Here is a 26,430-nt window from a genome sequence, read left to right on the forward strand (position 1 = left end):
GTATGACGCCGCTGAGCCCCGCCGTGCACAGGGCCAGGGCCAGGGGCTCAGCGGCGTCATACCGTACGGACCCTAACATGCGCGTTGGCGGCGGCGCCGCTCGCGCCGCGCCGCGCCCGTGTTAGAACAGGGCTTTCATGGAAGGCCGCCTGCTTCTGAAAAACTGTGCCGTGTTCAGGGCGGACGGACGCGTTCGCCATGGCATGGCCGTGGTGGTGGAAGGCAACACCATCCGTCGCGTGGCTCCGGACGCCCAGGTGCCCGTGCTGCCCGGGGACTGGGAAGTGGCCTGTCATGGCCGGCTGGTGGCGCCGGGCCTCGTGGACTGCCACACGCACCTCGTCAACGGCCAGCTGCTGCCGCCGACGGGGCACTTCCTGATGCTCCCGCCCCGCGAGCGCCTGGACCGGCTGCGGCACGTGGCGCGGCTGCTCACGAACGAGGACGTGGAGGCCCTCACCCGCTATGCGGCGGCCCGGGCCCTGCGTCACGGCGTCACCCTGGCGGTGGAGCACCTGTCCTGCCAGGACGTAGCCGGAGGACTCGCCGCCCAGGCTCGCGCCGCGGAGGCGGTGGGCTTGCGGTTGGTGACGAGCCACTCCACCCACGGATTGGACGGCGCGGCGCAGGCGCAGGCGTGGTTGGACGCCAACGCGGACTTCACGCGCGCGCATCGGGACCACCCGCTGGTCCGGGGCGCGCTTGGCTTCCATGCGTCGTTCACCTGCGACGACGCGCTGCTGCGCCGCATCGCGGAGCTGAGCCGGGCGCTGGACGCGCCCACCGTCTTCCACCTCGCGGAGAGCGAGGACGACCTCTCCTCCACCTATTCGCAGCACGGCAAACGCGTGGTTCCGCGGCTGGATGCGCTGGGGCTGCTCGGGCCGCGTGCCATCGCGGGCTATGCGCGCGTGCTGGACAGCGCGGAGGCGGAGCTGCTGGAGCAGAGCGGTGCCTTCGTGGCGCTGGCGGCCCGGGGCGTGCGCGCGCTGGAGCGGGGCGCGGACCCCATGGACGCGGTGCTGTCGCGGGTCCACCTGCTGGGGCTCGGCACCGGGGGGCATGGCAGCCTCCAGGATGAGCTGCTCGCCGCGCTGGTGGGCGTGCTGCGCATCTCCCGCTCCGGAAGGCTGCCGGACGTGGATGGCGCGCTGGCGCACCTGCTCGTCAACGGCCCGGCGGAGCTGTGCACGCGGCTGTTCGGCCTGCCCTCCGGGAGCGTGGAGGAGGGGAGCATCGCGGACCTCGTCGTCTACGACGTCGTGCCCACCGCGGATCCGGAGACGGGCTACTCGCCCTATCTGCTCGGGCAACTGGCGCATTCTCCGGTGGGGTGGACCATCGTGAACGGCCGGGTCTGCGTGCGGGAGGGGCAGTTGCTGGGGCTCGACTATGTGGCGCTTTCCCGTGCGGCGACGCAGGCGCTGGAGCGCGTCTGGACGCGCGCGCGTCTGGGAAGTTGAGCGGCGGCATGGGTACATTGCCTTCTTCTCTCGTGGAGACGCTGCGCGCCTCGCGTGGCCGGCGCGGGCCGCTGCTGGGAGACGCGCGGACCACGGCCTGGCGCGTGGTGAACGCCGAAGCGGACGGCGTGCCGGATGTGACGGCGGATGTGTTTGGTGACGTGTACGTCATCAGCCTCTACCGGGACTTCACGCCGGACGAGGAGGAGACGCTGCTCGACGCGGCCATGGCCGCATGGGCGCCTCGAAGCCTCTACCTCAAGCGCCGGCCCCGGGAGGCGCGTGTCCTGGCCAACGTGGCGAAGGAGTCGCTCGCACCCGAGGCGCCCGCCCGGGGCGAAGCGGTGGAGTCCTTCACCGCGCTCGAAAACGGCCTGACGTTCCTCATCCGTCCGGCGCAGGGGCTGTCGGTGGGGCTGTACCTGGACATGCGGGACACGCGGGCGTGGCTGCTGTCACAGGCGCGGGGCCTCACCGTGCTCAACCTCTTCTCGTACACCTGTGCCTTTGGCGTCGTGGCCATGGCGGGCGGCGCGAAGCGGGCGCTCAACCTGGATGCGAGCCGGCGCGTGCTGGAGTGGGGCGAGGAGAACGCGCGCCTCAATGGCCAGACGGTGGACCGGTATGACTACGTGGCCGGTGACGTGTTCGATTGGCTGAAGCGTTTGGCGAAGAAGGGCGAGTCCTTCGACATCGTCATCTCGGACCCGCCGTCGTTCTCGACGACTCGCAGTGGCCGGTTCTCCGCGGCGCGCGACTATGCCCGGCTGGCCGAGGCCGCCGCGCGTGTCGTCAGCCCGGGAGGCCAACTGGTGGCGTGCTGCAACCACGCGGGACTGCCTGCCCGCCGCTTCGAGGCCATGGTGCTCGAAGGGGTGTCCCAGGCGGGACGCCAGGGGACGTCGTTGGGCTCGCTGGCGCCATCCGCGTTGGATTTCCCACCGCCGCCCGGACAGGAACCCGCGCTGAAGGTGCACCGGGTGCAGGTCCGGTAGGAATAGAGGCCTGTCGAGCGTCGCCCAAGTTTGTTGCCACTCTGCGGCTCGGCACAGGTAGGCTCACGGGGCCATGCCTCCCGCCGCCCCGCAGCGCGACACCGGCCGCTTTGGAAAGTACCGCCTCATCGACCGCATCGCCGTGGGAGGCATGGCCGAAATCTTCCTCGCGCATCAGCAGGAGGCGGACGGCCGCGAGTCTCCCGTCGTCATCAAGCGCATCCGCCCGCATCTGTCCAAGCACACGGCCTTCGTGAAGATGTTCCTCAACGAGGCCCGGCTTGCCGCGCAGCTCAACCACTCCAACGTGGTGCAGATTCACGACCTGGGGAAGATCGCCGACAGCTACTTCATCGCCATGGAGTACGTCTCAGGGCGGGACATGCGCCGCGTCGTCCCCAAGGCGGAGGCGCTGGGGATTCCCTTCCCATTGGTGTACGCGGTGAAGATTGCCTCGTGCGTCTGCGCGGGCCTGCACCACGCGCACACCAAGGTGGACCTGTACGGCAACCCGCTCAACATCGTCCACCGGGACGTGTCACCGGAGAACATCGTCGTCGCCTTCGACGGCTCGGTGAAGATTCTGGATTTCGGCATCGCCAAGGCCGCCAACCAGATGGAGCAGACGCGCAACGGCGAAATCAAGGGCAAGCTCAGCTACATGAGCCCGGAGCAGTGTCTGGGCAAGCCGCTCGACTGCCGCAGCGACGTCTTCTCCCTGGGCGTGGTGCTCTACGAGTGGCTCACCGGCTTCAAGCTCTTCACCGGTGAGTCCGAGGCCGCGGTGATGCGCAGCATCACGGACGGGAAGATCTACGCGCCGTCGTACTTCCGCGAGGACCTGCCGGAGCGCCTGGAGACCATCCTGATGCGGGCGCTGGAGCGCGACCGGGACAAGCGCTACCAGACGGCCGCGCAGATGCAGAAGGACCTGGACGCCTTCCTGGACGCGTACGACTTCACGCCCACGGCGCTGCACCTGTCCAACTTCATCAAGCAGCTCTTCGAGGAGGAGCTGGCCGCCGAGCAGCGCCGCCTGGCCGTGCGCGCCGCGGCCGCGCCCACGTCGGAGGAGGCCCTGGAGCTGTCGGATGTGGCGGACGCGCTCGACACCGCGAAGGCCATGCCCGCGCCGGAGCCGGAGCCCCCGGCCCGCGATGACCGCACCGAGCCGCGCACCCTGGCCGTGCCGCTGAGCCCCGCCGTCTCGGAAGCGCTGGAGGCGGTGGCCCGCCGCAACAACGTGCCCGCGGGCCGCCTGGTGGCCGAGCTGCTCGAGTCCTGGCTCAAGTACCGCTGACCCATGCCCCGGCTGAAGCTGACGCTCGAATACGAAGGAACGCGCTACGTGGGCTGGCAGGTGCAGCCCAACGGGCCCTCCATCCAGTCGGTGCTGGAGTCGGGACTGGAGCGGCTGCTGGGGGTGCGTGTGTCGGTGGCGTCGGCGGGGCGCACGGATGCGGGCGTCCATGCCTCAGGGCAGGTGGCTTGTTTCGACGCGCCCCGGGTATTGCCGATGAAGGCCTACGTCATGGGGCTCAATGGCCTGCTGCCGCCCGACGTGGCCGTGGTGGACGCGGTGGAGGTGGCCGAGGACTTCGACCCACGCCGGTGGTCCCGGGGCAAGCGCTACCGGTATCGCGTGAGCAACCGGCGCACGCGCTCGCCCCTGCGGCGGATGACACACTGGGAGGTCTTCGCTCCGTTGGATGTGGAGGCCATGCGGCAGGCGGCCACGCACCTGCTGGGGCGGCATGACTTCTCCGCGTTCAGGGCCGCGGACTGCCAGGCGAAGCACGCGGTGCGGGAGATTCGGAGCCTGGCGGTGGACGGCACGTCGGGGGACGCCGTGTCCTTCGTGGTGGAGGGCACCGCGTTCCTGAAGCACATGGTGCGCAACCTGGCGGGGACACTGGTGGAGGTGGGGAAGGGACGGCGGCCCGCGTCCTGGGTGGCGGAGGTGCTGGCCTCCAAGGAGCGCAAGCGCGCCGGGCCCACCGCGCCGGCTCAGGGGCTGGTGCTGGAGGAGGTCTTCTACGGGGACGGCCCGCCTGCCCGCACGCCGGGGGGAACGACGGACGTGGAAGAGGATGAGGGCTGAAGTGGAGTAGGCTGCCTGCCCGTGAGCTCCAAGACGAGTGTCCTCGAACCGCTGCGCGTCCGTGTCCGTCGCTTCCAGTTCATCATGGGACTGGGGTTCATCGCGCTCATCGCGGGGTCGATTCTGAGCGTGGCGTTGACGCTTCGGCTGAGCGTGCGCATCCAGGCGGTGCCGGTGGGCGTGCTGCGGGTGGCGCTGGCGGTGCTGCTGGAGAACCTGTGGGTGCTCGGGATGTTGCCGGTGCTGTGCTACGGCGCCGCGCGGGTGATGGAGCTGCGTCCGTGGACCACGGCGGGTGGCGCGGCGCTTTCGGGCGCGGCCTTCCTGAACGCGATGGCCTTCATCCAGAGCGGCGTGTACGGGCTGTGGGCCGGGGACATCGGCTCCGTGTTCAGCCTGGCGGCCTTCGCTGGGGGCGTCGTGCTCAGCGCGCGCGCGGTGATGATGGGCCGGGACGCCGCGGCGCAGCAGTCGGTGAAAACCCAGGCCAAGGCAGCGGAGCGCAAGTCCGAATACGACGAGTTCCTCCGCGCGGCGGAGCAGGGCGGGGCGCGGCTGGAGCAGCGAGAGGCCCAGTCCTCGGCGGTGGCTGGAGACGCGCTCACGGCGGCGGCCGTCTCGGCGACGGTTGCTGCTGCGGCGGCTCAGGCGCCAGCCAGCGACGCGAACGCTCCTGCATCGCAGGCGCAGGACTCCGGTGGCGCGGAGCTTACCGCGACGGAAGAGGCAGGGGCATCACCCGCCGCCGTCACCCAGGCAGGCAAGGCCCCCGAGGCCTGAGTCCGTAAGCGCGGGGGCCTTCACGCTACTGGCGGGGCTCGGGCTCGCGGACGACGAGCACGTCGCACTTCGCCTCACGGATGAGGTCCGTCGCGACGCTGCCGAGCAACGCGAACGCCACACCGGAGCGCGCCCGGGTGCCCAGCGCCAGCAGGTCCGCGCCCTGGTCGTCCACGAACTCGAGGACGATGGAGCGTGAGCCGCCGTTCTCCATCACCAGGTGGTACGGGATGCCGACCGCGTCGAGCTCCCGCTGCAACGCCTTGAGCTTGCGCTCCGCGGACGCCTTGAACGTCTGCCGGTAGTGCTTGTGCTCCTTCGCCGTCAGCCCGGGGAACACGGCGTACTCCAGCGGCACGTCATACGCGTGCACCAGCCTTAGCTCGGAGCCGGGCGCCATCAGCGTGGGGACGAAGCTCGCCGCGCGCTTGGACGTTTCGTCCGCGTCCACGGCCACGACGGGCCGTAGGTAGGGCCCAGGTGCCCGCCGGTTGGCGATGAGCACGGGCAGGTCTCCGCCGCGGATGACGTTCTCCGCCGTGGAGCCCAGGAACATGTTGCGCAGCGGCTTGTCGCCATGCCGGCCCAGGACGATGAGCTCCGCGCCAAAGGCCCGGGCCCGGCGCAGGATGGCCTCGACGGGCTTGCCGCGCGCGATGTGCGTGTCGACCGTGGCGGAGCTGCCCTCGGCACGCAGCATCTTGCGCAGCCGGTCGGCGACCCGCTCCAGCTCACGCGCGGTGGCCTGGAGCGCTCGGGTGCCCACCTCCGCGGGCATGCGGCTGGGGAGGACGTGTGTCACCAGCACCTTCGCGCCGTCCGCGAGTGGCAGATGTCCAGCCCTGCCCACCGCGTGGGTGCTCGCCTCCGAGAAGTCCGTGGCGACGAGCACTCTGCGAAGTCGCCTCGGGAACGCCTGCTTTCGTGGTTTCACACACGCGAGTCTAGGAGGCCCAGACGCAGCAGGCACGGCAAACCCGCCTGAATGTCATCAGGCGGATGTGCCGTGCCTGGATGAATCAGGCGCTCGCGGCGCCGGCCACGGGCGGAGTCTCACCCTCTGGCGGCACGTGGTTCTCCGCGGCGTCCGCGGCGGCGATGCGCTCATCCAGGTCCGCCGTCAGCCGTGCGAAGGCCTCCTTGCCAATGGTGGCGGACTGGTAGGCCTTGAGCAGCGCCGCCTTCTCCACGATGAGCACGCGGCGGACCGCCTCCTGGTGCTCCTCCTCGTGGAAGCGCATCGACTGCTGCTTCAGCGCCGTCAGCTCCTTCTCCGCGATGACCTCCTTCTCCTGGTAGTCCTTCTCCAGTTGCGTCACCACATCCCCCGGAATCTCCCGGGCGCGGCGCATGCTCTCCAGCGCGGCCTGCGCTGCGTGGATGGCGCCCAGGCGGCCGCGGGCCAGCTCGTACTGCTCCTGGAACGCGTCCTTGAGGCCGGTGATGCGCAGCTTGCGCAGCAGCGGCGCCATGGTGAGGCCCTGGAAGATGATGGAGAGGACCACCACGCCGAACGTCATGTTCACCAGCAGCTCGCGGTGCGGGAAGTCCGTGGGAAGACCGAGCACCAGCACCATGGAGATGGCGCCACGCAGGCCGCTCCAGGTGAGCACCGCGCTCCAGGCCCACGGCATCTTCTCCTTGGTGAAGCGGAGCAGCGCGGACACGCCGTAGACGACCACGGCGCGGGCCACCATCACCGCCACATAGGCGGCGAGGATGGGCTTCCACGAGGCCAGCAGCGAGGAGAGCTGCACCTCCAGGCCGATGAGGAGGAACACCACGGAGTTGAGCGCGAACGCCAGGTACTCCCAGAAGCTCTCCACCGCGATGCGGGTGGCGGGGCTCATGCCCTCGTGCGTGGCCCAGTTGCCGCACAGCATGCCGGCCACCACCGACGCGATGACGCCCGAGTAGTGGAAGTGCTCGGCGAGCACGAACGAGCCGTACGCCGCGATGACCGTGAGGGTGATTTCCACCATGGCGTCGTCCACGCGCTTGATGACCTGCGCGACGGCGAAGCCCATCGCGCTGCCTATCAGCACGCCCATGCCGAACACCTTGATGAAGTCGAACAAGGCGCCGCCCACCGTGAACTGGCCACCCGTGGCGACCGCGACGATGAGCGTGAAGAGCACGACGGCGGAACCGTCGTTCAGCAGGCTCTCTCCCTCCACCAGGATGAGCAGCCGCTTGGGCGCGCCCAGCGACTTGAAGAGCGCCACCACGGCGATGGGGTCCGTGGACACGATGACGGACGCGAACACCAGCGCGGACAGCATCCCGAAGCCATGGACGAAGTCCAACCCATCCACCACGCGCGTCAGGATGAAGGCCGTGAGCCCCGCGGAGGCCAGGAGCCCTGGAATGGCCAGGGCGTGGATGGCCATCTTGTTCTTCCAGAACTTGCGGAACTCGACGTGGAAGGCCGCTTCGAAGAGCAGACCTGGGAGGATGATGGCGAAGAGCAGCTCCTTCGTGAGGTGCGGCGGCTCGAACGCCTTGAACGTACCCAACAGCAGGCCCGCGACGACCAGGGCAACCGTATAGGGGATTTTGAAGTACCGCGCGGCGATGGCCACGGCGGTCGCGATGGCGAAAATCAGTACGAAGGCCAACTCGAAATGCATTCGTCCTTACCTGTTTTGATTCAAAGCGCGGGACGATAGCGCAGTTGAGCTGGGCAGAGACGCACTCGATGTTGTTCTCGCTCGTACGGAGGGCATCGCAAAATGCCAGGGTAAGGTGGAATGCAAGATGTCATCTCTTGCCTGGCTGCTCTTGCCTTCCCGCGTGAGGCTTCCCAGCTTTGAGCCATGTCCAAGCACCCTCGCTCCAAGGGAGGACGGCTGAGCGCGGGCCTCAAGCTCATCGGACCGCTCTGCATCTCCGTCGGCTTGCTCGTGGGGCTGCGGCTGCTGGGGCCGCAATACCTGGATCAGCAGACGCTGTCGGGCTGGCTGAGGCCCCTGGGCGCGCTGGCGCCCTTGGCCTTCATCCTGCTCCTCGCGGTGCGCCCGGTGACGCTGCTGCCCGGGCAGCTCTTCACGGCGGTGGGCGGCATCCTCTTCGGCATGGCCGCGGGCACGGCCTACGCGCTCGTCGGGACGCTGCTGGCCTCGGGCCTCATCCACTTGCTGGCGCGCAGGCTGGGCCGCAAGCCCATGCGGCGGCTGGCCGGGGACAAGCACCCGGTGTTCCAGCGCGCGGCGCGCGAGCATGGCTTCCAGCTCGGCTTCCTGGCCTGCATCAATTCAGTGATTCCGGCGGATGTGATGCTGGCGACGGCGTCCGCGTCAGGCGCCCGCTACGTCCCGCTGGCGCTGGGCGCGGTGGTGGGCACCCTCCCCGGGACGCTGCTGACGGCGCTCTTCGGCAGCTCGTTGGGGCAGGGGAAGACGTGGATGACGGCCGTGTCCGCCACTGGCATGGTGGTGAGCCTGATGCTGGGGCTCGTCCTGGGACGCAAGCTGATGCGGGAGTTGCTCGCGAAGGAGGCGGCCGTCGCGAGCGGTGGGCCTGGGCGCGTGCGCCCAGGCCCCGGGGATGCGCGGCCTACGGGTAGCAGGCGGCCTGGCGCAGCGCCGTGTCTTCCGGCAGCCCCAGCGCGACGTTGAAGTTCTGCACCGCCTGGCCGGCCATGCCCTTCACCAGGTTGTCGAGCGCCGCCATGACGGCCACCGAGCGGCCCTTGGTGGCCACCGCGATGTCGCAGAAGTTGCTGCCGGCCACCGCGGCGATGCGCGGCGTTCCCTCGACGATGCGCACGAACTTCGAGCCCTCGTAGTAGCGGCGGTACTTCTCCATCAGCGACGCCGTCACCACGGCGCCGCCGTGCTCCGGCCACTCGAACTGCACGGTGGCGAAGATGCCGCGCACCATGGGCGCCGAGTGCGGGACGAAGGCCAGCCGGTGCCGCTGCGCGCCGTGGGCCACCAGCATGACCTCCACCTCGGCCTCGTGCTGGTGCTCCAGCGGCTTGTACGCGCGGAAGTCCTGCGCGCGCGTCGGGTGGTGCGTGCCCTCGCCGGGCAGCGAGCCGGAGCCGGACGAGCCCGTGACGCCGGACACCGCGAGCAGCCCCAGGCCCGGCGTGGAGGCGATGGGCAGGAGCGCCAACTGCACCGCCGTGGCGAAGCAGCCCGGGTTGGCGATGCGCTTCGCCGTCTTCACCGCGTCGCGCTTCCACTCGGTGAGGCCGTAGGTGAAGGTGCCCAGCAGCTCCGGGGACGGGTGGGGCCGGCCGTACGCGCCCGCGTAGCGGCCCGGGTGGTCCAGCCGGAAGTCGGAGGACAGGTCCACCAGCAGCAGGCGCTCGGCGATGCCGACCTCCGCCCACTGCTTCTCCAGGCCCGCGAACTGCTTGGCCAGGTCGCCGTGGCCCAGCGCGCTGAAGACGACGGGCTGCTCGCAGTCCGCCAGCCACTTCCAGTCGGGCTCGCCCTCGAAGCGGCCCTCCACCAGTCCGCGCAGGTGCGGGTGCACCTTGTGGATGGGCTCGCCGGCGTGGTGCCGCGACACCGCGCGGATGCTGCCCACCGCCGGGTGGCCGGAGAGGATGCGCAAGAGCTCGCCGCCGCCGAAGCCGGAGGCACCCAGGATGTAGATGTTGACCTGCGTCATGACTTCCTCCCCGCGCCCAGCTTGGGGGCGATTTTCTCCAGGATGAGTCCGCCCAGCGCCGCCGCGTCCGCGCGGGCGTTGCGAGCGGGGATGCCCACCACCTGCTCCACGAAGCGCACGCCCACGGCGTTGTCCGTGGCCGGTCCGGCCACCACGTCCACTTCGATGCCGTACGCCTCGCGCAGGTGCCGCACGCCGCCGGACGCGCCCACCGGGTCGTTGGCGCACAGCACCCACGCCCCCGCCAGGCTCTTGAGCTCCGGGTCCGCGAGGATGCCCTGCACGCCGTACTCGCCCATGATGCCGTCGCCCGTCTCCGCGACGATGACGTCCACGTTCTCCGCCGCCAGCTCGGAGAAGAGCACCCGCGCCACGCGCGCGCCCGTGCGAGGCCCCGTGCAGACGATGCCCGCGTCCGTGAAGTCCATCACCACGTCCGCGCCGGAGTCCTGCATGCTCAGCGTGTCGCGCATCAGCGACACCCCCGTCAGCTTGGCGCCGCCCACGCGGAAGCCCGCCTGCGCCAGCTTGCGCACCATGGCCGCCGAGGCGAACGTCTTGCCCGAGTTCATGCAGGTGCCCACCACGTAGACGACGGGGCACTTCACCGGCGACGACGTGCCCTTCAGCGCGCCGGAGGACACGTGCGCTGGCTGCCCGGTGCGCGACATCAGCTCCGGGAACTCCAGCACCTGGCCCAGCACCTCCGCCTCGAAGGGCAGGCCCACGCCGTGGTTGTGCGAGGTGCACTTGCCGATGACGCCGCCCATGTTGAGGATGTGCAGCCGCTCGCCCACGGTGACGGACGCGGGCACCACGCCCTCATAGCCGTGAAGCGCGTTGCGGTGGCCCAGCGCGCCCACGACGATGTCACCGGCGTGCAGCGTCACCAGGCGCCCGTGCACGTCCTCGAGCTGGTTGTACGTGCTCTTCTCTCCGTGGATGCGCACGGCCACCACCGCGCCCTCCTCGGCCTTCACCTCGGACGCGAGGTGGACGGTCCGGCCTAGGCCGAGGTTGCGGGTGACACTGCCTACCTTGTCGACGAAAACCTTCATGGCACCCTCACTTCGCGCGATGCGAGAGCATCTGCGCGACGCCGTACAGCTTGGCGAAGCCCGCGGCTTCCGAGCCGTTCCACAACACGTTGGCCTCTCCGTACGTCGCCACCTTCGCGTCCATCAGCGAGTGCGGCGAACGCACGCCCTCCACCACCTGCGTGCGCGGGTGCAGCACCAGCCGCACGTCACCCGTCACGCGCTCCTGCGACGAGGTGAGGAACGCCTCCAGGTCCTTCACCAGCGGGTCGAAGAAGTGCCCCTCGTGCAGCAGCGAGCCGTAGAGGTTGCCCATCGACTCCTTCCAGAAGAGCTGCTTGCCGGAGAGCACCAGCTTCTCCAGCTCGCGGTGCGCGGTGACGAGCAGGTGCGCCGCCGGCGCCTCGAAGCCCACGCGGCCCTTGATGCCCAGAATCGTGTCCCCCAGGTGCACGCCCCGGCCGATGCCGTAGGTGCGCCCCAGCGCGTTGAGCGCCTCCACCAGCTTCACGGGGCCCAGCTTCTCGCCGTCCAGCGCCACCGGGACGCCCTTCTCGAAGGACACCGTGAGGGGCCGGGGCTTGAGGTCCTGCGACAGCTCGCCGCCGGGGAAGGCCGCCTCGGGCAGCGCCTTCCAGGAGTCCAGCGTCTCGGCGCCGCCCACGGAGGTGCCCCACATGCCCTCGTTGACGGAGTAGGAGCCCAGCTTCGGCGGCATGTGGACGCCGCGCTCGGCCAGGTAGGACAGCTCCTGCTGCCGGCTCAGGGACAGCGTGCGGATGGGCGTGAGCAGCTCCAGCTCCGGCGCCAGCGAGCGGAAGGCCACGTCGAAGCGCACCTGGTCATTGCCCGCGCCCGTGCTGCCGTGCGCCAGCGCCTGGGTGCCCTTCTCGCGCGCCACGCGGACGACCTCCGCCGCCTGGCACGCGCGCTCCGCGGAGACGCTCAGGGGGTAGACCTGGCCGCGCAGCACGTTGCCGGCGATGAGGTAGCGCAGGTAGCCCTGGAAGAGCGTCTCGCGCGCGTCCACCGTCACGTGCTCCACCGCGCCCAACTGCTTGGACAGCGCGGCGATGCGCTCCAACTGCTCGGGCGGGAAGCCGCCGGTGTCCACCGTGACGGTGGTGACGTCGTAGCCCTGCTCACGCAGGTAGACGGCGCAGAAAGCGGTATCGAGTCCGCCGGAGAAGGCCAGCACCACGTTCTTCTTGTTGCTCATGATTCGCTCCTCGCGGGGATGCGGTTCAAACCGTCCAGACGCGCCCGGCGGCATCGGCCACCAGGCGGTGCGTCTCATCGAGCCAGGCGCGCGAGGCGGCCAGCTCTTCCCGGGCCTGGGGCAGGCCCAGGTTGCCGGCGCCACCCAGGTGGGTGGCCGTCAGGGCGCCGCGGTCTGGACGGAACGTTCCTTCCACCAGCTCGCGGCCCACCTGCTTGTAGGCGTCACGGAAGGCCTGTCCCTGGGCCACCAGCGCATAGGCGTGGTGCGCCGCGTACAGCGTGTCATCGCTGGCGCGCGCCGCCGCGTCCGCCTTCACCTGGAGCGCGGGCACCAGCCGGGTGAGCACGTCCAGCAGCTCCCGCGTGGAGCCCAGCGCCGTCAGGGTGGGGGACTTCAGCAGTTGGAAGTCGCGGTGGTAGCTGGAGGGCAGTCCGCCCGCGACGGCCTCCACCTGATGCGCCAGCCCGCGTAGCTCGCGGCAGCGGCCCCGGGCCAGCTCCACGACGTCCGGGTTCTTCTTCTGCGGCATGATGGACGAGCCCGTGGTGTACGCGTCCGGCAGCCCGAGGAAGCCGAACTCGTCCATGCTGTAGAGCTGCACGTCCCACAGCCACTTCTCCAGCGTGCCCGCCACCGAGCAGGCCCAGCCCAGCACCGCGGACTCGTGACGGCCGCGTCCGTTCTGCACGTCGATGGGGCTGCGCTGCACGCGCGAGAAACCCAGCAGCGCCGCCACGTACTCCCGGTCGATGGGCAGCGGCACGCCGAAGCCCGCCGCCGCGCCCAGCGGGCAGCGGTCCAGCCGCGCCCACACGCCGCGCAGCGCCTCGAGCTCCTCCAGCAGCCCTTCCGCGAACGCCATGCCCCACAGACCGAAGGTGGAAGGCATGGCCCGGCGCAGGTGCGTGTAGCCCGGCAGCGCCACGTCCTTGTTCGCCTGCGCGAAGTCCAGGAAGGCCCCCGCCAGCTCCGCCGCCCGCGCGCCCAGCGTGAGCACTTCTTCTCGCAGCAGCAGGCGCAGGGCCAGCTGCACCTGGTCGTTGCGAGAACGCCCCAGGTGGATGCGCTTGCCCGGCTCGCCCACGCGCTCCACCAGCGCCGCCTCCAGCGCGGTGTGGCCGTCCTCCTGCTCGGGACGGATGACGAACGTGCCCGCGCGGGCCTCGTCGTGCAGCGCCTTGAGCGCCGTCACCAGGGCCTGCGCCTCCGCGTCCTTCAGCAGGCCCACGCGCGCCAGCATCCGCGCGTGCGCGGCCGAGCCGAGCGCGTCATGCGGCGCCAGCGCCAGGTCCACCACCGGGTCGTTGCCCACCGTGAAGCGGTGGATGGCCGCGTCCAGGGGAAGGCCCTTGCCCCACAGCGTGTCAGCCACGAGCCGCCTCCTCGAAGTAACCCCGAACCAGTTGCGTGTAGAAGGCGGCGCCGGCTTCCAGCTCCGCCCGGGTGATGAACTCGTCCGCCAGGTGGCTGCGCAGCGTGTCGCCAGGGCCCACCTTCACCGCGGGGATGTCCCCCAGGAAGGCCCAGTCCGACGCCGTGCTGGAGCCCACCGGCTGCGCACCCGACGCGGCCACCGCCGCGCGGACGATGGGCTGCTCCGCCGACGTCGCCTTCGGCAGGTAGCGCTCCGAGTGGACCGTCACCTCGCTCTTCAACGCGCCCGCCACCTGCCGGGCCACCATCGCGTGCTCCATGCCCGGCGTGGTGCGCAGGTCCACGAAGAACTCGCACCGGTCCGGCACCTGGTTGCGCGCCAGGCCACCCGACACCTGCGTCACCTGCGCCCGGGCCTCGCCCAGGAGCGGGTGGGACGGAAAGCGCAGCTCGGCCAGCACCGCGATGTCCGTCGCGGCCAGGTGGATGGCGTTGATGGCCTCCGCGGCGTGCGCGTGCGCGACGTGCGCGCTCTTGCCGTGCGCGGTGCAGCGAAGGAGCAGCATGCCGCGCTGGGCGGTGCAGGGCTTGAGGCTGGTGGGCTCGCCGACGATGGCGGCGTCCAGCGGGCCCAGCTTGGGCAACAGCGTTCCCAGCCCCTGGCCCCCCGTCTCTTCCTCCGCGGTGAACGCGAACACGACTTCCGCGCCCGTGGGCGCGCCTTCGGCCAGCAGGGTCCGCGCGGCGAGCAGCATGCCCGTCACGCACCCCTTGGCGTCATTGCTGCCCAGGCCGTACAGGCGGTCCTCGCGCCACGCGGGCGCGTGGGGCTCGTACGTCCACCCGGCGCACGGCTTCACCGTGTCCAGGTGCGAGTTGACGAGCAGCCGGCGCGGCCCGCTCCCCACGGAGAACCACACGTTGTGGCCCTGCCGCTGGACGCGCGCGCCCCAGCCTTCCGCCCACCCGGACACGGTGTCCGCGATGCGGCCCTCGTCACCTGACACGCTGGGGATGGCCACCAGCGCCTGGAGCAGCTCCGCCGCCGTCATCCCACCGCCCCCGCGGGCTTCTGCGCGTTCTCCCGCACGACCATGGTGCCGCTGCCCTCGTTGGTGAAGACCTCCTCCAGGAGCGCGTTGGGCTGCACGCCGCTGACCAGGTGCACGCTGCCCACGCCGCCCACGAGCGCGTGGCGGATGGCGTGCGCCTTGGGCTTCATGCCGCCCGCGATGGCGCCGGTGCTCTCCATGGTGGCCAGGTCCGTGAGGTTGGCCAGCGTGACGAGCGACGACGGGTCGCTCACGTTCCTCAGCAGGCCCGGAACCTGGACCAGGAAGAAGAGCTTCTCGGCGGACAGCGCCACCGCCAGCGCCGCGGCCACGGTGTCCGCGTTGGTGTTGTACACGGCGCCGTCCGTGCCACCCGACAGGGGGGCGATGACGGGCACGTAGTCGGCCGAGCGCAGGTGCTCCACCACGCGGGTGTCCACCTGCTCGATGTCGCCCACCAGGCCGTAGTCCACCAGCTTGCCCTCGGTGGCACCGGCTTCCGTCACCATGACGGGCGGGCGCTTGCGCGCCTTGATGAGACCGGCGTCCACGCCGCTCAGGCCCACCGCGGGCACGCCCGCCGCCTGGAGGTCCGCCAGCAGATCCGTGTGCAGCTTGCCCGCGAGCACCATCTTCGCCGCGTCCAGCACGGGCGCGGAGGTGACGCGGCGGCCGGCCACCTTCTCCACCGGCAGGTGGAGGGCGTCACACAGCGTGTCCAGCTCCGGACCGCCGCCGTGAACCACGACGGGGCGGATGGAGAAGGTCCAGAGCAGGGCAATCTGCTCGCAGGCGGCGCGGCGCAGACGCGGGTCGCTGAGCATGGCGCCGCCGAGCTTCACCACGAACGTCTTGCGGCGGAACTGCTGCACGTACTTCGCCGCGTGGCGAAGCGCGGAGTAGGGGTCGGGCGAAAGGGGCACGTGAGACCTCGAAGTCAGGAAAGGAAGAATGCGGAGGGGCCGCTCAACGTGAACGCATCCAGTGCAGCAGCGCCCGCTGGACGTGGTAGCGATTGCCGGCCTCGTCTACGACGCGGCTGCTCGGGTGGTCCAGGACCTCATCGGCCACCTCCACGTTCCGGCGCACGGGCAGGCAGTGGAGGAAGGCCGCGTCCTTCTGCGCGCGCGACATCGTCAGGCGCGTGGGCATCCAACCGGAGTAGGACGCGAGCAGCGCGGTGACGTCATTGGGCGAAAACGCCGCCGCGGCCGTGGGGCCCCACGACTTGGCGTAGACGGCGCGGCTGCCGGCCAGGGCCTCGTCCTGGTCGTGCGTATAGGTGACGCTGCCGCCCGTGGCCTTGGCGTACGCCTCCGCCTCGGCGCGGACGGCCGGGTGCAGGTCGAACCCGGGAGGGTGGGCCACGCGAATCTCACAGCCCGCCGCCGCCGCGCTCAGCAAGAAGGAGTTGGGCACGGCCTTGGGCAGCGGCTTGATGTGCGGCGCCCACGTCAGCGTCACCGGCAGCTTCTTCGTGCTGCCGAACGTCTCGCGCAGCGTCAGCATGTCCGCCAGACCCTGGCAGGGGTGCTCGCGCGCGGACTCCATGCTCACCACCGGCACGGTGGACCACTTGCGGAACGCGTTGATGACGGGGTCGACTTCGTCCTCCTCGTCACCGCCGCCCTGCGAGAAGGTGCGCACGCCGAGCATGTCCACGAAGCGCGACAGGACGGGCGCGGCCTCCTTGAGGTGCTCGGCCCGGTCCGCGTTCATCACCGCGCCCTCGCGGTGCTCCAGCTTCCAGACGCCAGCGCCCACGTCCAGGATGATGGCGTTGCCACCGCCGCGCAGCATGACGGCCTCGAAGGAGGTGCGCGTGCGCAGCGACGGGTTGAAGAACACCATCCCCAGCAGCGTGTTGGCGAAGAGCGCGTGCTCCGGGCCCTTCTGCTTCCACGCGGACGCCTGCGCGAGCACCGCCTCCACGCCCTCGGGCCCCAGATCCTTGATGTGCGTGACGTGCTTCATGGGCCTGTCCTCCCCGGCAGCGGCGACCTGCATATTCGTGATGAATATGCGTGAAAATGCGTGCATTGCCGCGAAAAGACGGCGGATATTATGCAGAAAGACGCGCCGCGCAAGCGGATTGTTCGCAACGGGCACATGCATCTTCTTGCATGAATATTCACGGGAATGCATGTTGGTGGGAATGAACCTGGACGAGGCCATCCTGCGGCTCATCAGCGAGCAGGAGATCGGCGATCAGGCTGTGTTGCAGCAGCTCCTGGAGGCGGAAGGCCAGGCGCCGAGCCAGTCGACGCTGTCGCGGCGCCTGAAGAAGCTGGGCATCTTGAAGGTGGGTGGGCGCTATCAGCGCGCGCCGACCACGCCCGCGGTGATGCCGGAGCGGCCCCGCGTCACCATCCTGGAAGCGCCGCCCAACCTGCTGGTGATTCGAACGGCGCCGGGGTTCGCGCCGGTGCTCGCGCTGGCGTTGGACAAGGAGCGGGAGCTGCCGGGGCTCGCGGGGACGGTGGCGGGGGATGACACCATCTTCGTCGCGGTGACGGACCCGGCGCTGCTGCGCGACGTGCGCGCGGCGGTGGAGCGGCTCCTGTCGCTGGGGGCGTGAGAGGCGCGCCCCATCAGGGGATGCTCGTCATGGGGCTACGTCCCTGGCGCAGGCGCCGTCTCCACGGCCTTCGTTGCCTGCGACCATTGGACCGCGACGGGCAGCACTTGGAATCACATGTCCGGCGCGTCGAAGCGCCCCGGAGCGCGGGGGCTCACTGGATGGCGAAGACGTAGTTCTGCCCGTGGCGCGAGTCCCACTGCTGGCAGCCCTTGCGGTCCTGGGTGGAGAACCACAGCTCCAGCGTCGCGGGGCCGGGCGGCAGCGGGATGAAGGCGGGGATCTGCCTCCAGAACTCGGCGTCCCATTCACCCCAGCTCGCCGTCAGGCTGAGCATCGTCACCGGGCCGCCGTTGATGCGGTAGTACGCCGTGGTGTCCCAGGCCTTGTAGTTCAGGTACTGCGCCCGGCATTGGGCGATGCGGCCGATGTCGTAGTCCACCATCAGCGTGGTGCCGCCCTGGAGCGTGCCGTGGACCGTGTACGTCCACGCCGGCGCGGGGTGGAACGAAATCGTCGGGTTCTGCGTCACCCACGTGTGGAAGTTGTACTGGAGGTTCGAATCCCAATGGGAGCAGCCGGTGGCGTCCGTGTTCTGGAACCACAGCTCCAACGTGCCGCCCTGAGCCAGGGCCAGCTGCGTCTGCGCGATGGCGCCCGCCGTGGTGGCATCCGCCACGGAGAAGCTGTGCACCGGGCCCCGGTTCGACATGGCGAAGCCGGTGATGGTCCACCCGGTGCCCCGGCACAGCGGCAGGCGCGAGGTGTCATAGACGATGTCCAGCGCGCCGCCTGCCTCCGGCTGGCCGCTGAGGGTGACGCTCCAGTCCGCGGCGAAGGTCAGCGTGGGCGGTCCTGACAGGAAGGCCAGGTCGGACTGCACGGCGACGGGCGCTTGCGGCGCTGCGGAGGCGGAGGAGGCAAGACACAGCAACGGCAGCAGGGCGGACAGCAGCGGCTTCATGGCGACTCCCGGGCACGGAGGGTGGTGGTGCCCGGACGGAGGGTGTGGCCCGCCGGGCGCGAGCGGCTCGCTAGCACGACCCGGAGAAATGCCGGAATCCCCTGCTTCCGCCGTGCTTGTGGGTGCGCCTTGGCCTCACGTCAGGGGGGGAACTCCTCCCGCTGTAGGACACTGTCGTTTCCCAGCCCTTCCGGACGGGGGAATCGTTGCACCGTGAGGGGTATCTACCCAAGCTTTCCAAGATTTCTCGTTGAGAGCGTAGTTTCCATGGGGGCGGTGAGCCCGTCTGGCCTGGAGGTGAATGTGGGCATGTCGGAGCTGACAGAGCTGCTGGACCACGCGCGCAAGGGCGAGCAGGGCGCGCGGGATGCGTTGACGGCGGCGGCCTACCGGGAGCTGCGGGACATGGCGCAGCGGGCCATGTCCGACGCGGCGTCGACGCCGTCGCTGCAACCCGCGGTGCTGGTGAAGGAGGCGTGGCTGCGCCTGTTCAGCGCGGGGGCCCCGGTGGAGGCGCGGCGTCACTTCTTCAGCGCCGCGGCGCAGGCCATGCGGCGGGTGATGGTGGACCGGGCGCGGCTGCGCAGGGCGCAGCTCCGCGAGGCCCGGCTGGAGCGGGTGAGCCTGGGGGACGTGGAGGCGGATGTCCCGGCGGGTTTGAGCGTGGAGGTGCTGGAGCTGGACCGAGCGCTCTCGGAGCTGGACACGTTCCAGCCGCGGCTCGCGCGCATGCTGGAGCTGCGCTACTTCGTGGGCCTGGACCTGCTGGACACCGCCGCGGTGCTGAGCGTGTCCCCCGTCACCGTCAAACGCGACTGGGCCTACGTCCGGGAGTGGCTGCTGACGCGGCTGGGTAACTGACGGCCCGCGCGGGACGCGCGGGCCGGGTTGGAGTCAGGGGGCGTCGGGCTCAGCGCTTGACGGCCGCCGCCACCGCGTCCGCGAGCGGCGTCGTGGGCCGCCCGATGAGCCGGCGCAAGTCGCCGGAGCTGTCGTTCATCTCACCTCGCGCCACGCCCGCATCGGAGTCCGCCAGCAACTCGGCGAAGGGGGCGGGGACGCCCACGCCGATGAGCGCGCCGGCATGGTCGGCCCGTGACAGGTCCTTGTAGACGACCGTCGTGCCAGCCTGGCGGGACACCTCGGCGGCCAACTCGGCGGCGGTGAAGGCGGTGTCGCCGGCCAGTTCGTAGATTTTGTTCTCATGGCCCGTGCCGGTGAGCACGGCCACCGCGGCGGCGGCGTAGTCCGCCCGGGTGGCGGTGGCGGCACGGCCCTGACCCGAGCTGCCGATGAGCGCGCCATGTGCCAGCGCGGGTGCCAGGTTCTCCGTGTAGTTCTCCGTGTACCAGCCGTTGCGTAGAAAGACGAAGGGGATGCCGGACGCTCGAATCGCCTCCTCGGTCGCCTTGTGATCGCCGGCGAGCATGAGGCCCGAGGTATCCGCGTGCAGGATGCTGGTGTACGCAATCAGCCGGACGCCTGCCTTCTTCGCGGCGTCCACCACGGCCCGGTGCTGCGCCGCGCGCTGGCCGACCTCGCTGGATGAAATCAGGAGCACCTTGTCCGCTCCGGCCAACGCGGGTCCGAGCGTCTCCGGCTTGCTGTAGTCCGCCTGACGGACCTGGACGCCTCTGGCTGCCAGGTCGGAGGCCTTGCTCGGGTCGCGCACGGCGATGGCGATGTCCTTGGCAGGGACCTTTTCGAGCAGGCCCGCGACGACCAGACGGCCCAGCTTACCCGTTGCCGCAGTCACAAGAATCATGGGGTTCACATCTCCTGTCGTGGAGGGGTTTCCAGACGCGAGTGGAACCTAACGATGTCGCTAACTTCTAGTAAGTACCCACTTTCCGGTAAGCTACTAACATGAGCGTGAAAAAGCGTCCGGGGCCGCTGGCGCGGAAGATGGCGAAGCTGGCGGTGGAGCGGGGCAACCTGTACGTGCCCTCATGTCCTTCCCGAGGCGTGCTGGACCACGTGACGAGCCGTTGGGGCGTCCTGGTCCTGATTGCGCTGCTGGAAGGCACGCATCGCTTCAGCGAGCTGCGCCGGAGGGTGGCGGGCGTGAGCGAGAAGATGCTGTCGCAGACGCTCCAGGCCCTGGAGCAGGACGGCTTCGTACTCCGTGAAGTCCACCCGGTGATTCCGCCGCACGTGGACTACAGCCTCACGCCGCTGGGAGAGGATGTCGCCGCGCGCGTGGAGGCGCTCGCGGATTGGATTGAGGACAGCATGCCTCGCATCGCCGCGGCGCGGGCCGAGTACACCCCGAGGAAGGGATAGGGGTTCCTCGGCCCGACGCCCTCGCATCGCGGGCTCAGCGCTTGCGGCGGGCTCGGCCCATCAGTGCCAGCGCCGCCAGCCCCAGCGCCTGGGCGCCCGCGCCGCCGCCGCTGCAACCACAGCCGCTGGGCGCGTCACCCTTGTCGTCAATCGGAGGAGGCGTGGGTGCGATCTGCAGCGACACGCTCCGCGCCGCCGTCTGGTTCGCCGAGTCCGTCACTCGCACCGTCAGCGGGAAGGTGCCGCTGGCGGTCGGAATCCCGCTCAGCACGTAGGCGCCGTCGCGCTGCTGAATCGTCAAGCCTCCGGGCACGGTGCCGCCGTCCAGGCTCCACGTATACGGCGCCCGGCCGCCCTGGACGGTGAAGCGCGCCTCATACGCGGTGCCCTGGGTCGCGGACGCAATCGCGCCGCTGGAGATGCTCAGGGTGCCCACCACGTCCACGCTGTACGTGCGCGCCGCCACACCGCCGCGCGCGTCGCGAACCCGGACGGTGACGGCGGTGCTACCGGACTGCGCGGGCGTGCCGGCGAAGGTACCCGTCGTGGGGGCGAACGTCAGGCCCGAGGGCAGCGTGCCTTCCAGCTCGAACGTCAGGGTGCCTGCGCCGCGCGTGCTCAATTCCACGTTGGCGGCCGTGCCCAACCGGAACGGGGGCAGCGTCTCCGTGAGGAGCTCCGGCAGCGGCCAGGGCCGGCGCGCGGCCACCAGCAGACGCCGCTGGCTCACCGCGACCACGGAGGTGTCGCCCGTGGCGAAGGCCGTGGACGCATAGTTGCCGCCCGCGCCCGTCGGGTGCGCCGTCCATTCCTTGCCATCCGCCGACACCTGCAGCTCGAACGAGGGAAGCACTCCCACGACTTGCGGGTCGACGGCCGTCCAGCTGACGACGAAGCTCTGGTCCACGAACGTCATGAGCGGGGTGGGTAGCGGAGCGTCGGCGGGAAGCCGGAGGCCCTCCACGCGCGTCCAGGTGCCGCCGAGGTCCTCGGAGAGAAAGAAACCGCTCGTCGGTCCCACCGCCTGGGGCGACAGGGGCAACTGGCTGGGCCGGGCGAAGGCGAGGAAGCGACCATTGCCGGCGGTGAGCTGGGCGATGGTGAGCCCGGACAGCGTGGCGGGCTGGAACACCTCCCAGGCGGCGCCAGCGCCCTGGGGCCGCACGAGGACGGGATGCTGGGAGGGCGCGCCCGCCAGCGGGTTGGCCACGGCGAGGAAGCTGCTCTGACCGGGGACGAGCGTCACGACGTCATAGGCGCTGTTGATGCTCTCATCGGTCCAGCGCTGGCCGTCCGTGGAGCTGGCGATGAGGCCCGCGGTGCCCACCGCGACCATCCGGTTTCCGCTGAGCGCGAGCTCCAGGAAGCGCCGGCTCCCGGGCGCCGGGTCCTGGTAGGCGGGGGCCCAGGTGTGCGCGTTGTCGGACGAGACGACGATGCGCCCGTTCGACAGGCCGAACCACTTGCGCTGGGAGTAGACCAGCCGCTCCAGCGGGAGGGGCGACGTGGTCCCCTCCGACACGGGAACGAAGCCCGTCCACTGGCGCCCGTCCGAGGAACGCAGCAGCTCCGTGTTGCCCGTGGCCGCTGCCAGGAACGTCCCGTTGCCATACCAGGCGCGCGTCACGGACGGCGTCACCAGGACGCCGGTGGCGACGCCCGCTTGCCAGTCGTCGAAGGTGGTGGCGGGGGCCACGTTGACGTGGAGCAGTCGCTCCAGGCGTCCCGAGAAGTCCGTGGGCTGGTAGGCAGGAGCCTGCCCCCCTCCGACCGGAGGCGTCAGCTCGCGAAACCCGCTCTGGTACCGCACCCGGTAGGCCCCCTGGGCCACCGCGGGCACGGGGAGCGTGAGCTGCGCGGTCGTTTGGACCTCCTGGTTCGTCGTGGTCACGTTTTCCGATACCAGGCAGTGCCAGGTGGCGCCGTCGACGGGCCAGGCGGACTGAGCCTCGGCGGAGAGTCCCGAGGCGCCCGGCTGCGCGCCGGTGGCCGCCGAGCCGGCGTGCGTGTAGCTGCCGCCCGGCGCTTGCCAGCCCACGGGCAGGGCGATGCAGGCCACCAGCTGACCGGTGCGCGCGGAGGTCTGGCTGGGCCCGGAGGAGACCTGGAGGCTCAGTGAGACGGAGGTGCCACTGCGGACCGTGCCTTCGTGACTGACGATGGCCTCGGACTGGAAGCCGGAGACGACCCACCACAGCGAAGCCCCCAGCAGGGCTCGCAGGGAACGATTGCGATTGAGCAAGGGGGACATCCTGTCGCGATGCGAGAGGAGCCCTGTCTACGGTTTCGCATTCCTCCGAGTCAAATCAGCGCGGGCATCTCCCGAACCCCGCCGCCGGACAGGTGCCGGCCCGGGGGCGAGGCGCTGCGCGCTCCCCGGCCATCACGGCTTGTCGAGCAGCTCCAGGGCGGCGGTGGTCAGCGTGGTGACGCCCGTGCGCAGCGTGCGCTCGCGGTCCGGCGCGAAGAGGGGCGAATGCATCGAGGGCAACGCGGTCCCCGCGGCCTTCGCCTGGGCGTATTGCCGCGGCTCGGTGGAGCCGAGCCAGAGCATCACGGCGGGAACGCCCGCGCGCCCGTATTCGGAGAAGTCCTCGCCGCCCATGACAGGAGGCGCCTCCTGGAGGTTCTTCTCGCCCAGGACGCGGGACACCGCGCCCACCAGCCGCCGGGTGAGTGCGGGGTCGTTGAAGGTGGAGGGCGTGCCCTCGGTGATGGCGATGTCGGGTGGACGGGGCGCGCCGGAGGCCATGGCCTCCGCCTTGGCGATGCGCTCGATGCCGTCCAGCAGGGCCTTGCGGACCTCGGGCTTGTACGAGCGCACGGTGAGGTGGAGCTTCACGTCATCGGGGATGATGTTGTGCTTGGTGCCGCCATGAATGGAGCCGACCGTCACCACCGCGGGCTCCAGCGGGTTCTTCTCGCGGCTGACGAGCGTCTGGAGCGACAGCACGACGCGCGCCGCCATGACCACCGGGTCCACGGTGGTGTGGGGATAGGCGCCATGTCCCCCCTTGCCATGCAGGGTGATTTCAACGCCGTCCACGCTCGCCATCGCATACCCGGGGGTGAACTCCACCGTGCCCGCCGCGGCGGTGTTGACGTGGAGCGCCACCGCGAAGTCCGGCTTGGGGAATCGCTTGAAGAGGCCGTCCTGGAGCATCTGCCGGGCGCCCGCGCCCACCTCTTCCGCTGGCTGGCCCACCAGCAGCAGGGTGCCTCGCCACCGGTCCTTCGAACGGGCCAGCAGCGTGGCCGTCCCCAACAACGACGTCATGTGCACGTCATGGCCACACGCGTGCATGGCCGGGTGGGTCGCACCCGCGGCGTCCTTCGCCTTCTGCTTGCTCGCATAGGGCAGGCCCGTCTTCTCCTCCACGGGCAGCGCGTCCATGTCCGCGCGCAGCATCACCGTGGGGCCCTGGCCGTTGCGGAGCAGGGCCACGACGCCGTGCCCGCCCACCCCGGACGTCACCTCGAAGCCGAGCTTGCGCAGCCGGTCGGCCAACTTCGCCGCCGTCCTGGCTTCCTGGTTGGACAATTCCGGCGTCTGGTGCAGGTCGCGGTAGAGCGCGTCGAGCTCTGGGTAGATGGCATCGAGTCCACCCAGGACGGGCGGCGTCTCCGCGGCGAGCGCGAGGCCGCCGGGCGCGGCCAGGCAGATGAGCAGCAGGGGCAGCAGGGGGGAAGTCTTCACGGGGCGGACTCCTGTCCGTCGGGGAGCGGGGGGGCCACTACACCACACCCGCCGTACCAGGGTGGGGCAAGCCCGCATGTCCCGTCACCCTCGAAGGTGCGGGATTGACGGCCAGGATGCAGAGCGCGTCTGCTTCACGCATGTCCCAATCTGGTTCTCCCGTGGCGGATGACCTGCCCGAGGCACGTCCGGTGGATGCCTCCGAGCGAGTCGTCTTGCTGGACGCCCTCCGTGGCTTCGCGCTCTGGGGCGTCTTCGTGTCCAACAGCCTCATGTGGCTGAGTGGACGTGCCTTCATGCCCCGTGAGGCTGCGTCCGCGCTGGATGCCTCCCTGCTGGAGCAGGTGATCGGCTCCATCTATCAGCTGTTCGTGACGCAGAAGTTCATCTCCATCTTCTCGTTCCTCTTCGGCCTGGGTTTCGCACTCCAGTTCACGCGGGCCGAGGCACGTGGCGTCTCCGCCGCGCCGCTCTACCGCCGGCGGCTGCTGATGCTCTTCGGCATCGGCCTGGCGCACGCCCTGCTGTTGTGGACGGGCGATATCCTCCACACCTACGCGATGGTGGGTTTCCTGCTGATGGCCTTCCGGGCCCGCTCCAACCGCACGGTGCTGTTCTGGGCGCTGGGGCTCGTCACCGTGATGCCGTTCCTGGTGCCCGCAGCCATTCGCTACACGCCCATCCTGCTGCACGGCGCGGAGGCCGCGGCCGAGGCCGCGAAGACCAGTAGGGCCAGGGATATGGCCTTGAAAGCCGAAACCCTGGTGGCGTTGTCGAGCGAGTCGTTCTGGACGGCGCAGGTGGGCAACGCACGCTTCTTCCTGGAGAACCTCGGCGGCGGCTTCCGGCGCGTGCTCTGGATGAGCCTCATCCTGGGGCGCTTCCTGCTGGGGTTGCTGGCGGGGCGTCTGCTCCTGTTGCAGGACGTGGAGCGTCACCGGGCGTTGCTGCGCCGGATTCTCGGCTGGGGGCTGGGGGGGGGCCTCGTCCTCAATGGCGGTGGGTTGCTGCTGTTCCGCCTGCGCAAAGCCGGCGTGCTGGAGTGGGACCCGCAGGGGCCCTGGATGCTGATCGTCAACGGCCTCCAGGAGCCCGGCTACATCGCCATGGGCGCGGCATATGTGGCGGCCTTCGCGCTGCTCTTCCAGCGGGAGCGCTGGAGCCGCTGGCTGGGCGTGCTGACGCCCGTGGGTCGCATGGCCCTGACGAACTACCTGATGCAGTCCGCGGTGAGCATCTGGATTTATAGCGGTTGGGGCCTGGGCTTCATCGGCAAGCTGCCGTCGTCACGCATCGTCGTCATCTGCTGCGTCATCTTCGCGGGGCAGGTGGTGCTCAGTCGTCTGTGGTTGGCGCGCTTCCGCTTCGGTCCCGCAGAGTGGCTGTGGCGCTCGCTCACGTATGGAAAGGTCCAGCCCATGCGGCGGCTCGCTGGCGACGGAGGTGTCCCCGGCGTCAGCGCTTCTTGAGCTGCGGCGTGGCAATCAGGCTCGACGCCCCTCCAGGGAGATGCGCTGGCACGGAGTCCGCGAGGGACATGAGCCGGGCCTGGAGCGGTCCCACCCAGGGGGACAACGTGCGCGGGTCCTCGTGAGGAGAGGGCCCGCGCTCCGACATGGCTCGGGATCGCAAGCACGCTCACTCGGCAGGTGGCTCATCACCATGCGGAGGTCGCCCGAAAACCTCTAGCGACAAATCAATCCCGAGCGCTGCCATCGCGAGGAGAAGGCCACGACCCAAGGTATCCCGCGGCGTGGCTCCATATTTCCAAATCACATAAAACTCGGCGTTCCCTCCAGAGGACGAAATCTCCTGCAGAAGGCTCGCATGTGGCTCCAGTTCCCGGACCCACGACGCCAAAAACTCGTCCAAGGCAGCCTCTTCACTCAGGTCACGCCGGATGGACCAGTAACCTGACGGGTACACCCCGGGCAGAGACTCTCCCTCCGGAGTCCTGCGAGGCTCGCCCGCTTTCCACGCGTGCTGCGGATTGATTCCAAGAGCGGATGAAACCCGTTCCGGGTCGAGATCCGGGTGAAACAACCTCAGTGCGACGGATATTTGGGGCCTATTCATGGGGCCTCATGGATGGAACGAATCAACGGGCCGGGGGGGACACCGCATCACCATTTTCATCACCCGCGATGACGTTGTCCTGCACCGGGTTGTTGAGACTCCAGGTTGGTCGTAGTCAGGCCGCTCTTCACCTGCGCTCAGCCCTTCCTGCTCTCGCTCCTTTGATTGAGCTACCCAGCCGGAAA

General features: G+C 70.1%; 24 protein-coding genes. 10 read left to right on the top strand and 14 right to left on the bottom strand.

The window, feature by feature from the left end; translation table 11 throughout:
- Positions 1-137: 137 nt before the first annotated feature.
- The 5 genes from HNV26_RS20365 (at position 138) to HNV26_RS20385 (ending at position 5,339) form a co-directional block, all read left to right on the top strand.
- Positions 138-1,463, top strand: a complete 1,326-nt coding sequence (locus HNV26_RS20365; RefSeq protein WP_171442403.1) for an amidohydrolase family protein — start codon at positions 138-140, stop codon at positions 1,461-1,463.
- Between the two features lie 8 nt (positions 1,464-1,471).
- A complete protein-coding gene (locus HNV26_RS20370) occupies positions 1,472-2,458 on the top strand; it encodes a class I SAM-dependent rRNA methyltransferase (RefSeq protein ID WP_171442402.1) in 987 nt (328 codons plus the stop codon).
- Positions 2,459-2,531: 73 nt separating this feature from the next.
- On the top strand, positions 2,532-3,758 hold the full coding sequence (locus tag HNV26_RS20375) for a serine/threonine protein kinase (RefSeq protein ID WP_171442401.1): 1,227 nt from the start codon (positions 2,532-2,534) through the stop codon (positions 3,756-3,758).
- Positions 3,759-3,761: 3 nt separating this feature from the next.
- The gene (truA, locus tag HNV26_RS20380) at positions 3,762-4,559 is read left to right on the top strand and encodes a tRNA pseudouridine(38-40) synthase TruA (protein ID WP_171442400.1); all 798 of its coding nucleotides are present in this window, start codon (positions 3,762-3,764) and stop codon (positions 4,557-4,559) included.
- A 21-nt stretch (positions 4,560-4,580) separates the two neighbouring features.
- Positions 4,581-5,339 (top strand): hypothetical protein, encoded by a 759-nt coding sequence (locus tag HNV26_RS20385; protein ID WP_171442399.1) that lies wholly within the window; start codon positions 4,581-4,583, stop codon positions 5,337-5,339.
- 25 nt (positions 5,340-5,364) lie between these two features.
- Here HNV26_RS20385 and HNV26_RS39340 read toward each other — a convergent pair whose 3' ends face one another.
- Positions 5,365-6,231, bottom strand: a complete 867-nt coding sequence (locus HNV26_RS39340; RefSeq protein WP_366816907.1) for a universal stress protein — start codon at positions 6,229-6,231, stop codon at positions 5,365-5,367.
- A gap of 127 nt (positions 6,232-6,358) precedes the next feature.
- Positions 6,359-7,969, bottom strand: coding sequence for a Na+/H+ antiporter (locus tag HNV26_RS20395; RefSeq protein WP_171442397.1), 1,611 nt, complete (start codon positions 7,967-7,969; stop codon positions 6,359-6,361).
- A 186-nt stretch (positions 7,970-8,155) separates the two neighbouring features.
- On the opposite strand from HNV26_RS20395, the gene HNV26_RS20400 reads away from it, so the two are divergent.
- Complete coding sequence (locus tag HNV26_RS20400) at positions 8,156-8,956, top strand: TVP38/TMEM64 family protein (RefSeq protein WP_171442396.1); 801 nt, start codon at positions 8,156-8,158, stop codon at positions 8,954-8,956.
- Here HNV26_RS20400 and argC read toward each other — a convergent pair.
- From argC to HNV26_RS20435, 7 genes are read right to left on the bottom strand one after another with little or no spacing between them, the layout of a single operon-like run.
- The gene (gene argC, locus HNV26_RS20405) at positions 8,895-9,962 is read right to left on the bottom strand and encodes an N-acetyl-gamma-glutamyl-phosphate reductase (RefSeq protein ID WP_011555084.1); all 1,068 of its coding nucleotides are present in this window, start codon (positions 9,960-9,962) and stop codon (positions 8,895-8,897) included. The two genes, HNV26_RS20400 and argC, sit on opposite strands and share 62 nt — an antisense overlap.
- On the bottom strand, positions 9,959-11,020 hold the full coding sequence (locus tag HNV26_RS20410; protein WP_171442395.1) for a hypothetical protein: 1,062 nt from the start codon (positions 11,018-11,020) through the stop codon (positions 9,959-9,961). The genes argC and HNV26_RS20410 overlap by 4 nt, the downstream gene beginning before the upstream one ends.
- Before the next feature lie 7 nt (positions 11,021-11,027).
- Positions 11,028-12,218, bottom strand: coding sequence for an argininosuccinate synthase (gene argG, locus HNV26_RS20415; protein ID WP_090491576.1), 1,191 nt, complete (start codon positions 12,216-12,218; stop codon positions 11,028-11,030).
- A 25-nt stretch (positions 12,219-12,243) separates the two neighbouring features.
- On the bottom strand, positions 12,244-13,593 hold the full coding sequence (gene argH, locus HNV26_RS20420; RefSeq protein WP_171442394.1) for an argininosuccinate lyase: 1,350 nt from the start codon (positions 13,591-13,593) through the stop codon (positions 12,244-12,246).
- Positions 13,586-14,647: a M20/M25/M40 family metallo-hydrolase gene (locus tag HNV26_RS20425; RefSeq protein ID WP_171442393.1), complete on the bottom strand. Its 1,062-nt coding sequence runs from the start codon at positions 14,645-14,647 to the stop codon at positions 13,586-13,588. Before HNV26_RS20425 ends, argH begins: the two co-directional genes overlap by 8 nt.
- Positions 14,644-15,570, bottom strand: coding sequence for an acetylglutamate kinase (argB, locus tag HNV26_RS20430; protein ID WP_171442392.1), 927 nt, complete (start codon positions 15,568-15,570; stop codon positions 14,644-14,646). Before argB ends, HNV26_RS20425 begins: the two co-directional genes overlap by 4 nt.
- Positions 15,571-15,613: 43 nt before the next feature.
- Positions 15,614-16,621: an N-acetylornithine carbamoyltransferase gene (locus tag HNV26_RS20435; protein ID WP_171442391.1), complete on the bottom strand. Its 1,008-nt coding sequence runs from the start codon at positions 16,619-16,621 to the stop codon at positions 15,614-15,616.
- Between the two features lie 169 nt (positions 16,622-16,790).
- Here HNV26_RS20435 and HNV26_RS20440 point away from each other — a divergent pair, with 169 nt between their 5' ends.
- Positions 16,791-17,225: an arginine repressor gene (locus HNV26_RS20440; protein ID WP_171442390.1), complete on the top strand. Its 435-nt coding sequence runs from the start codon at positions 16,791-16,793 to the stop codon at positions 17,223-17,225.
- Between the two features lie 154 nt (positions 17,226-17,379).
- On the opposite strand, the gene HNV26_RS20445 is transcribed toward HNV26_RS20440, so the two are convergent.
- Positions 17,380-18,189: a DUF6209 family protein gene (locus HNV26_RS20445; RefSeq protein ID WP_171442389.1), complete on the bottom strand. Its 810-nt coding sequence runs from the start codon at positions 18,187-18,189 to the stop codon at positions 17,380-17,382.
- 309 nt (positions 18,190-18,498) lie between these two features.
- On the opposite strand from HNV26_RS20445, the gene HNV26_RS20450 reads away from it, so the two are divergent.
- On the top strand, positions 18,499-19,050 hold the full coding sequence (locus HNV26_RS20450) for a sigma-70 family RNA polymerase sigma factor (RefSeq protein ID WP_171442388.1): 552 nt from the start codon (positions 18,499-18,501) through the stop codon (positions 19,048-19,050).
- A 49-nt stretch (positions 19,051-19,099) separates the two neighbouring features.
- Here the strand turns inward: HNV26_RS20450 and HNV26_RS20455 are convergent, their stop codons facing one another.
- Positions 19,100-19,954 carry an SDR family oxidoreductase gene (locus HNV26_RS20455; protein WP_171442387.1) on the bottom strand — a complete coding sequence of 285 codons (855 nt, stop codon included), beginning with the start codon at positions 19,952-19,954 and terminating at the stop codon, positions 19,100-19,102.
- A 101-nt stretch (positions 19,955-20,055) separates the two neighbouring features.
- Between HNV26_RS20455 and HNV26_RS20460 the strand changes: the two genes are divergently transcribed.
- Positions 20,056-20,472, top strand: coding sequence for a winged helix-turn-helix transcriptional regulator (locus HNV26_RS20460; protein WP_171442386.1), 417 nt, complete (start codon positions 20,056-20,058; stop codon positions 20,470-20,472).
- Between the two features lie 34 nt (positions 20,473-20,506).
- Here HNV26_RS20460 and HNV26_RS20465 read toward each other — a convergent pair whose 3' ends face one another.
- Complete coding sequence (locus HNV26_RS20465; RefSeq protein WP_171442385.1) at positions 20,507-22,723, bottom strand: Ig domain-containing protein; 2,217 nt, start codon at positions 22,721-22,723, stop codon at positions 20,507-20,509.
- A gap of 132 nt (positions 22,724-22,855) precedes the next feature.
- A complete protein-coding gene (locus tag HNV26_RS20470) occupies positions 22,856-24,169 on the bottom strand; it encodes an amidohydrolase (RefSeq protein WP_171442384.1) in 1,314 nt (437 codons plus the stop codon).
- A gap of 140 nt (positions 24,170-24,309) precedes the next feature.
- On the opposite strand from HNV26_RS20470, the gene HNV26_RS20475 reads away from it, so the two are divergent.
- On the top strand, positions 24,310-25,638 hold the full coding sequence (locus HNV26_RS20475) for a DUF418 domain-containing protein (RefSeq protein WP_171442383.1): 1,329 nt from the start codon (positions 24,310-24,312) through the stop codon (positions 25,636-25,638).
- A 169-nt stretch (positions 25,639-25,807) separates the two neighbouring features.
- Here HNV26_RS20475 and HNV26_RS39345 read toward each other — a convergent pair whose 3' ends face one another.
- Entirely contained in the window at positions 25,808-26,245 is a 438-nt protein-coding gene (locus tag HNV26_RS39345; RefSeq protein WP_171442382.1) for a DUF4279 domain-containing protein, read from the bottom strand.
- Positions 26,246-26,430: the final 185 nt, after the last annotated feature.

Source organism: Myxococcus xanthus, from assembly GCF_013116825.1.
Taxonomy (GTDB): domain Bacteria; phylum Myxococcota; class Myxococcia; order Myxococcales; family Myxococcaceae; genus Myxococcus; species Myxococcus xanthus_B.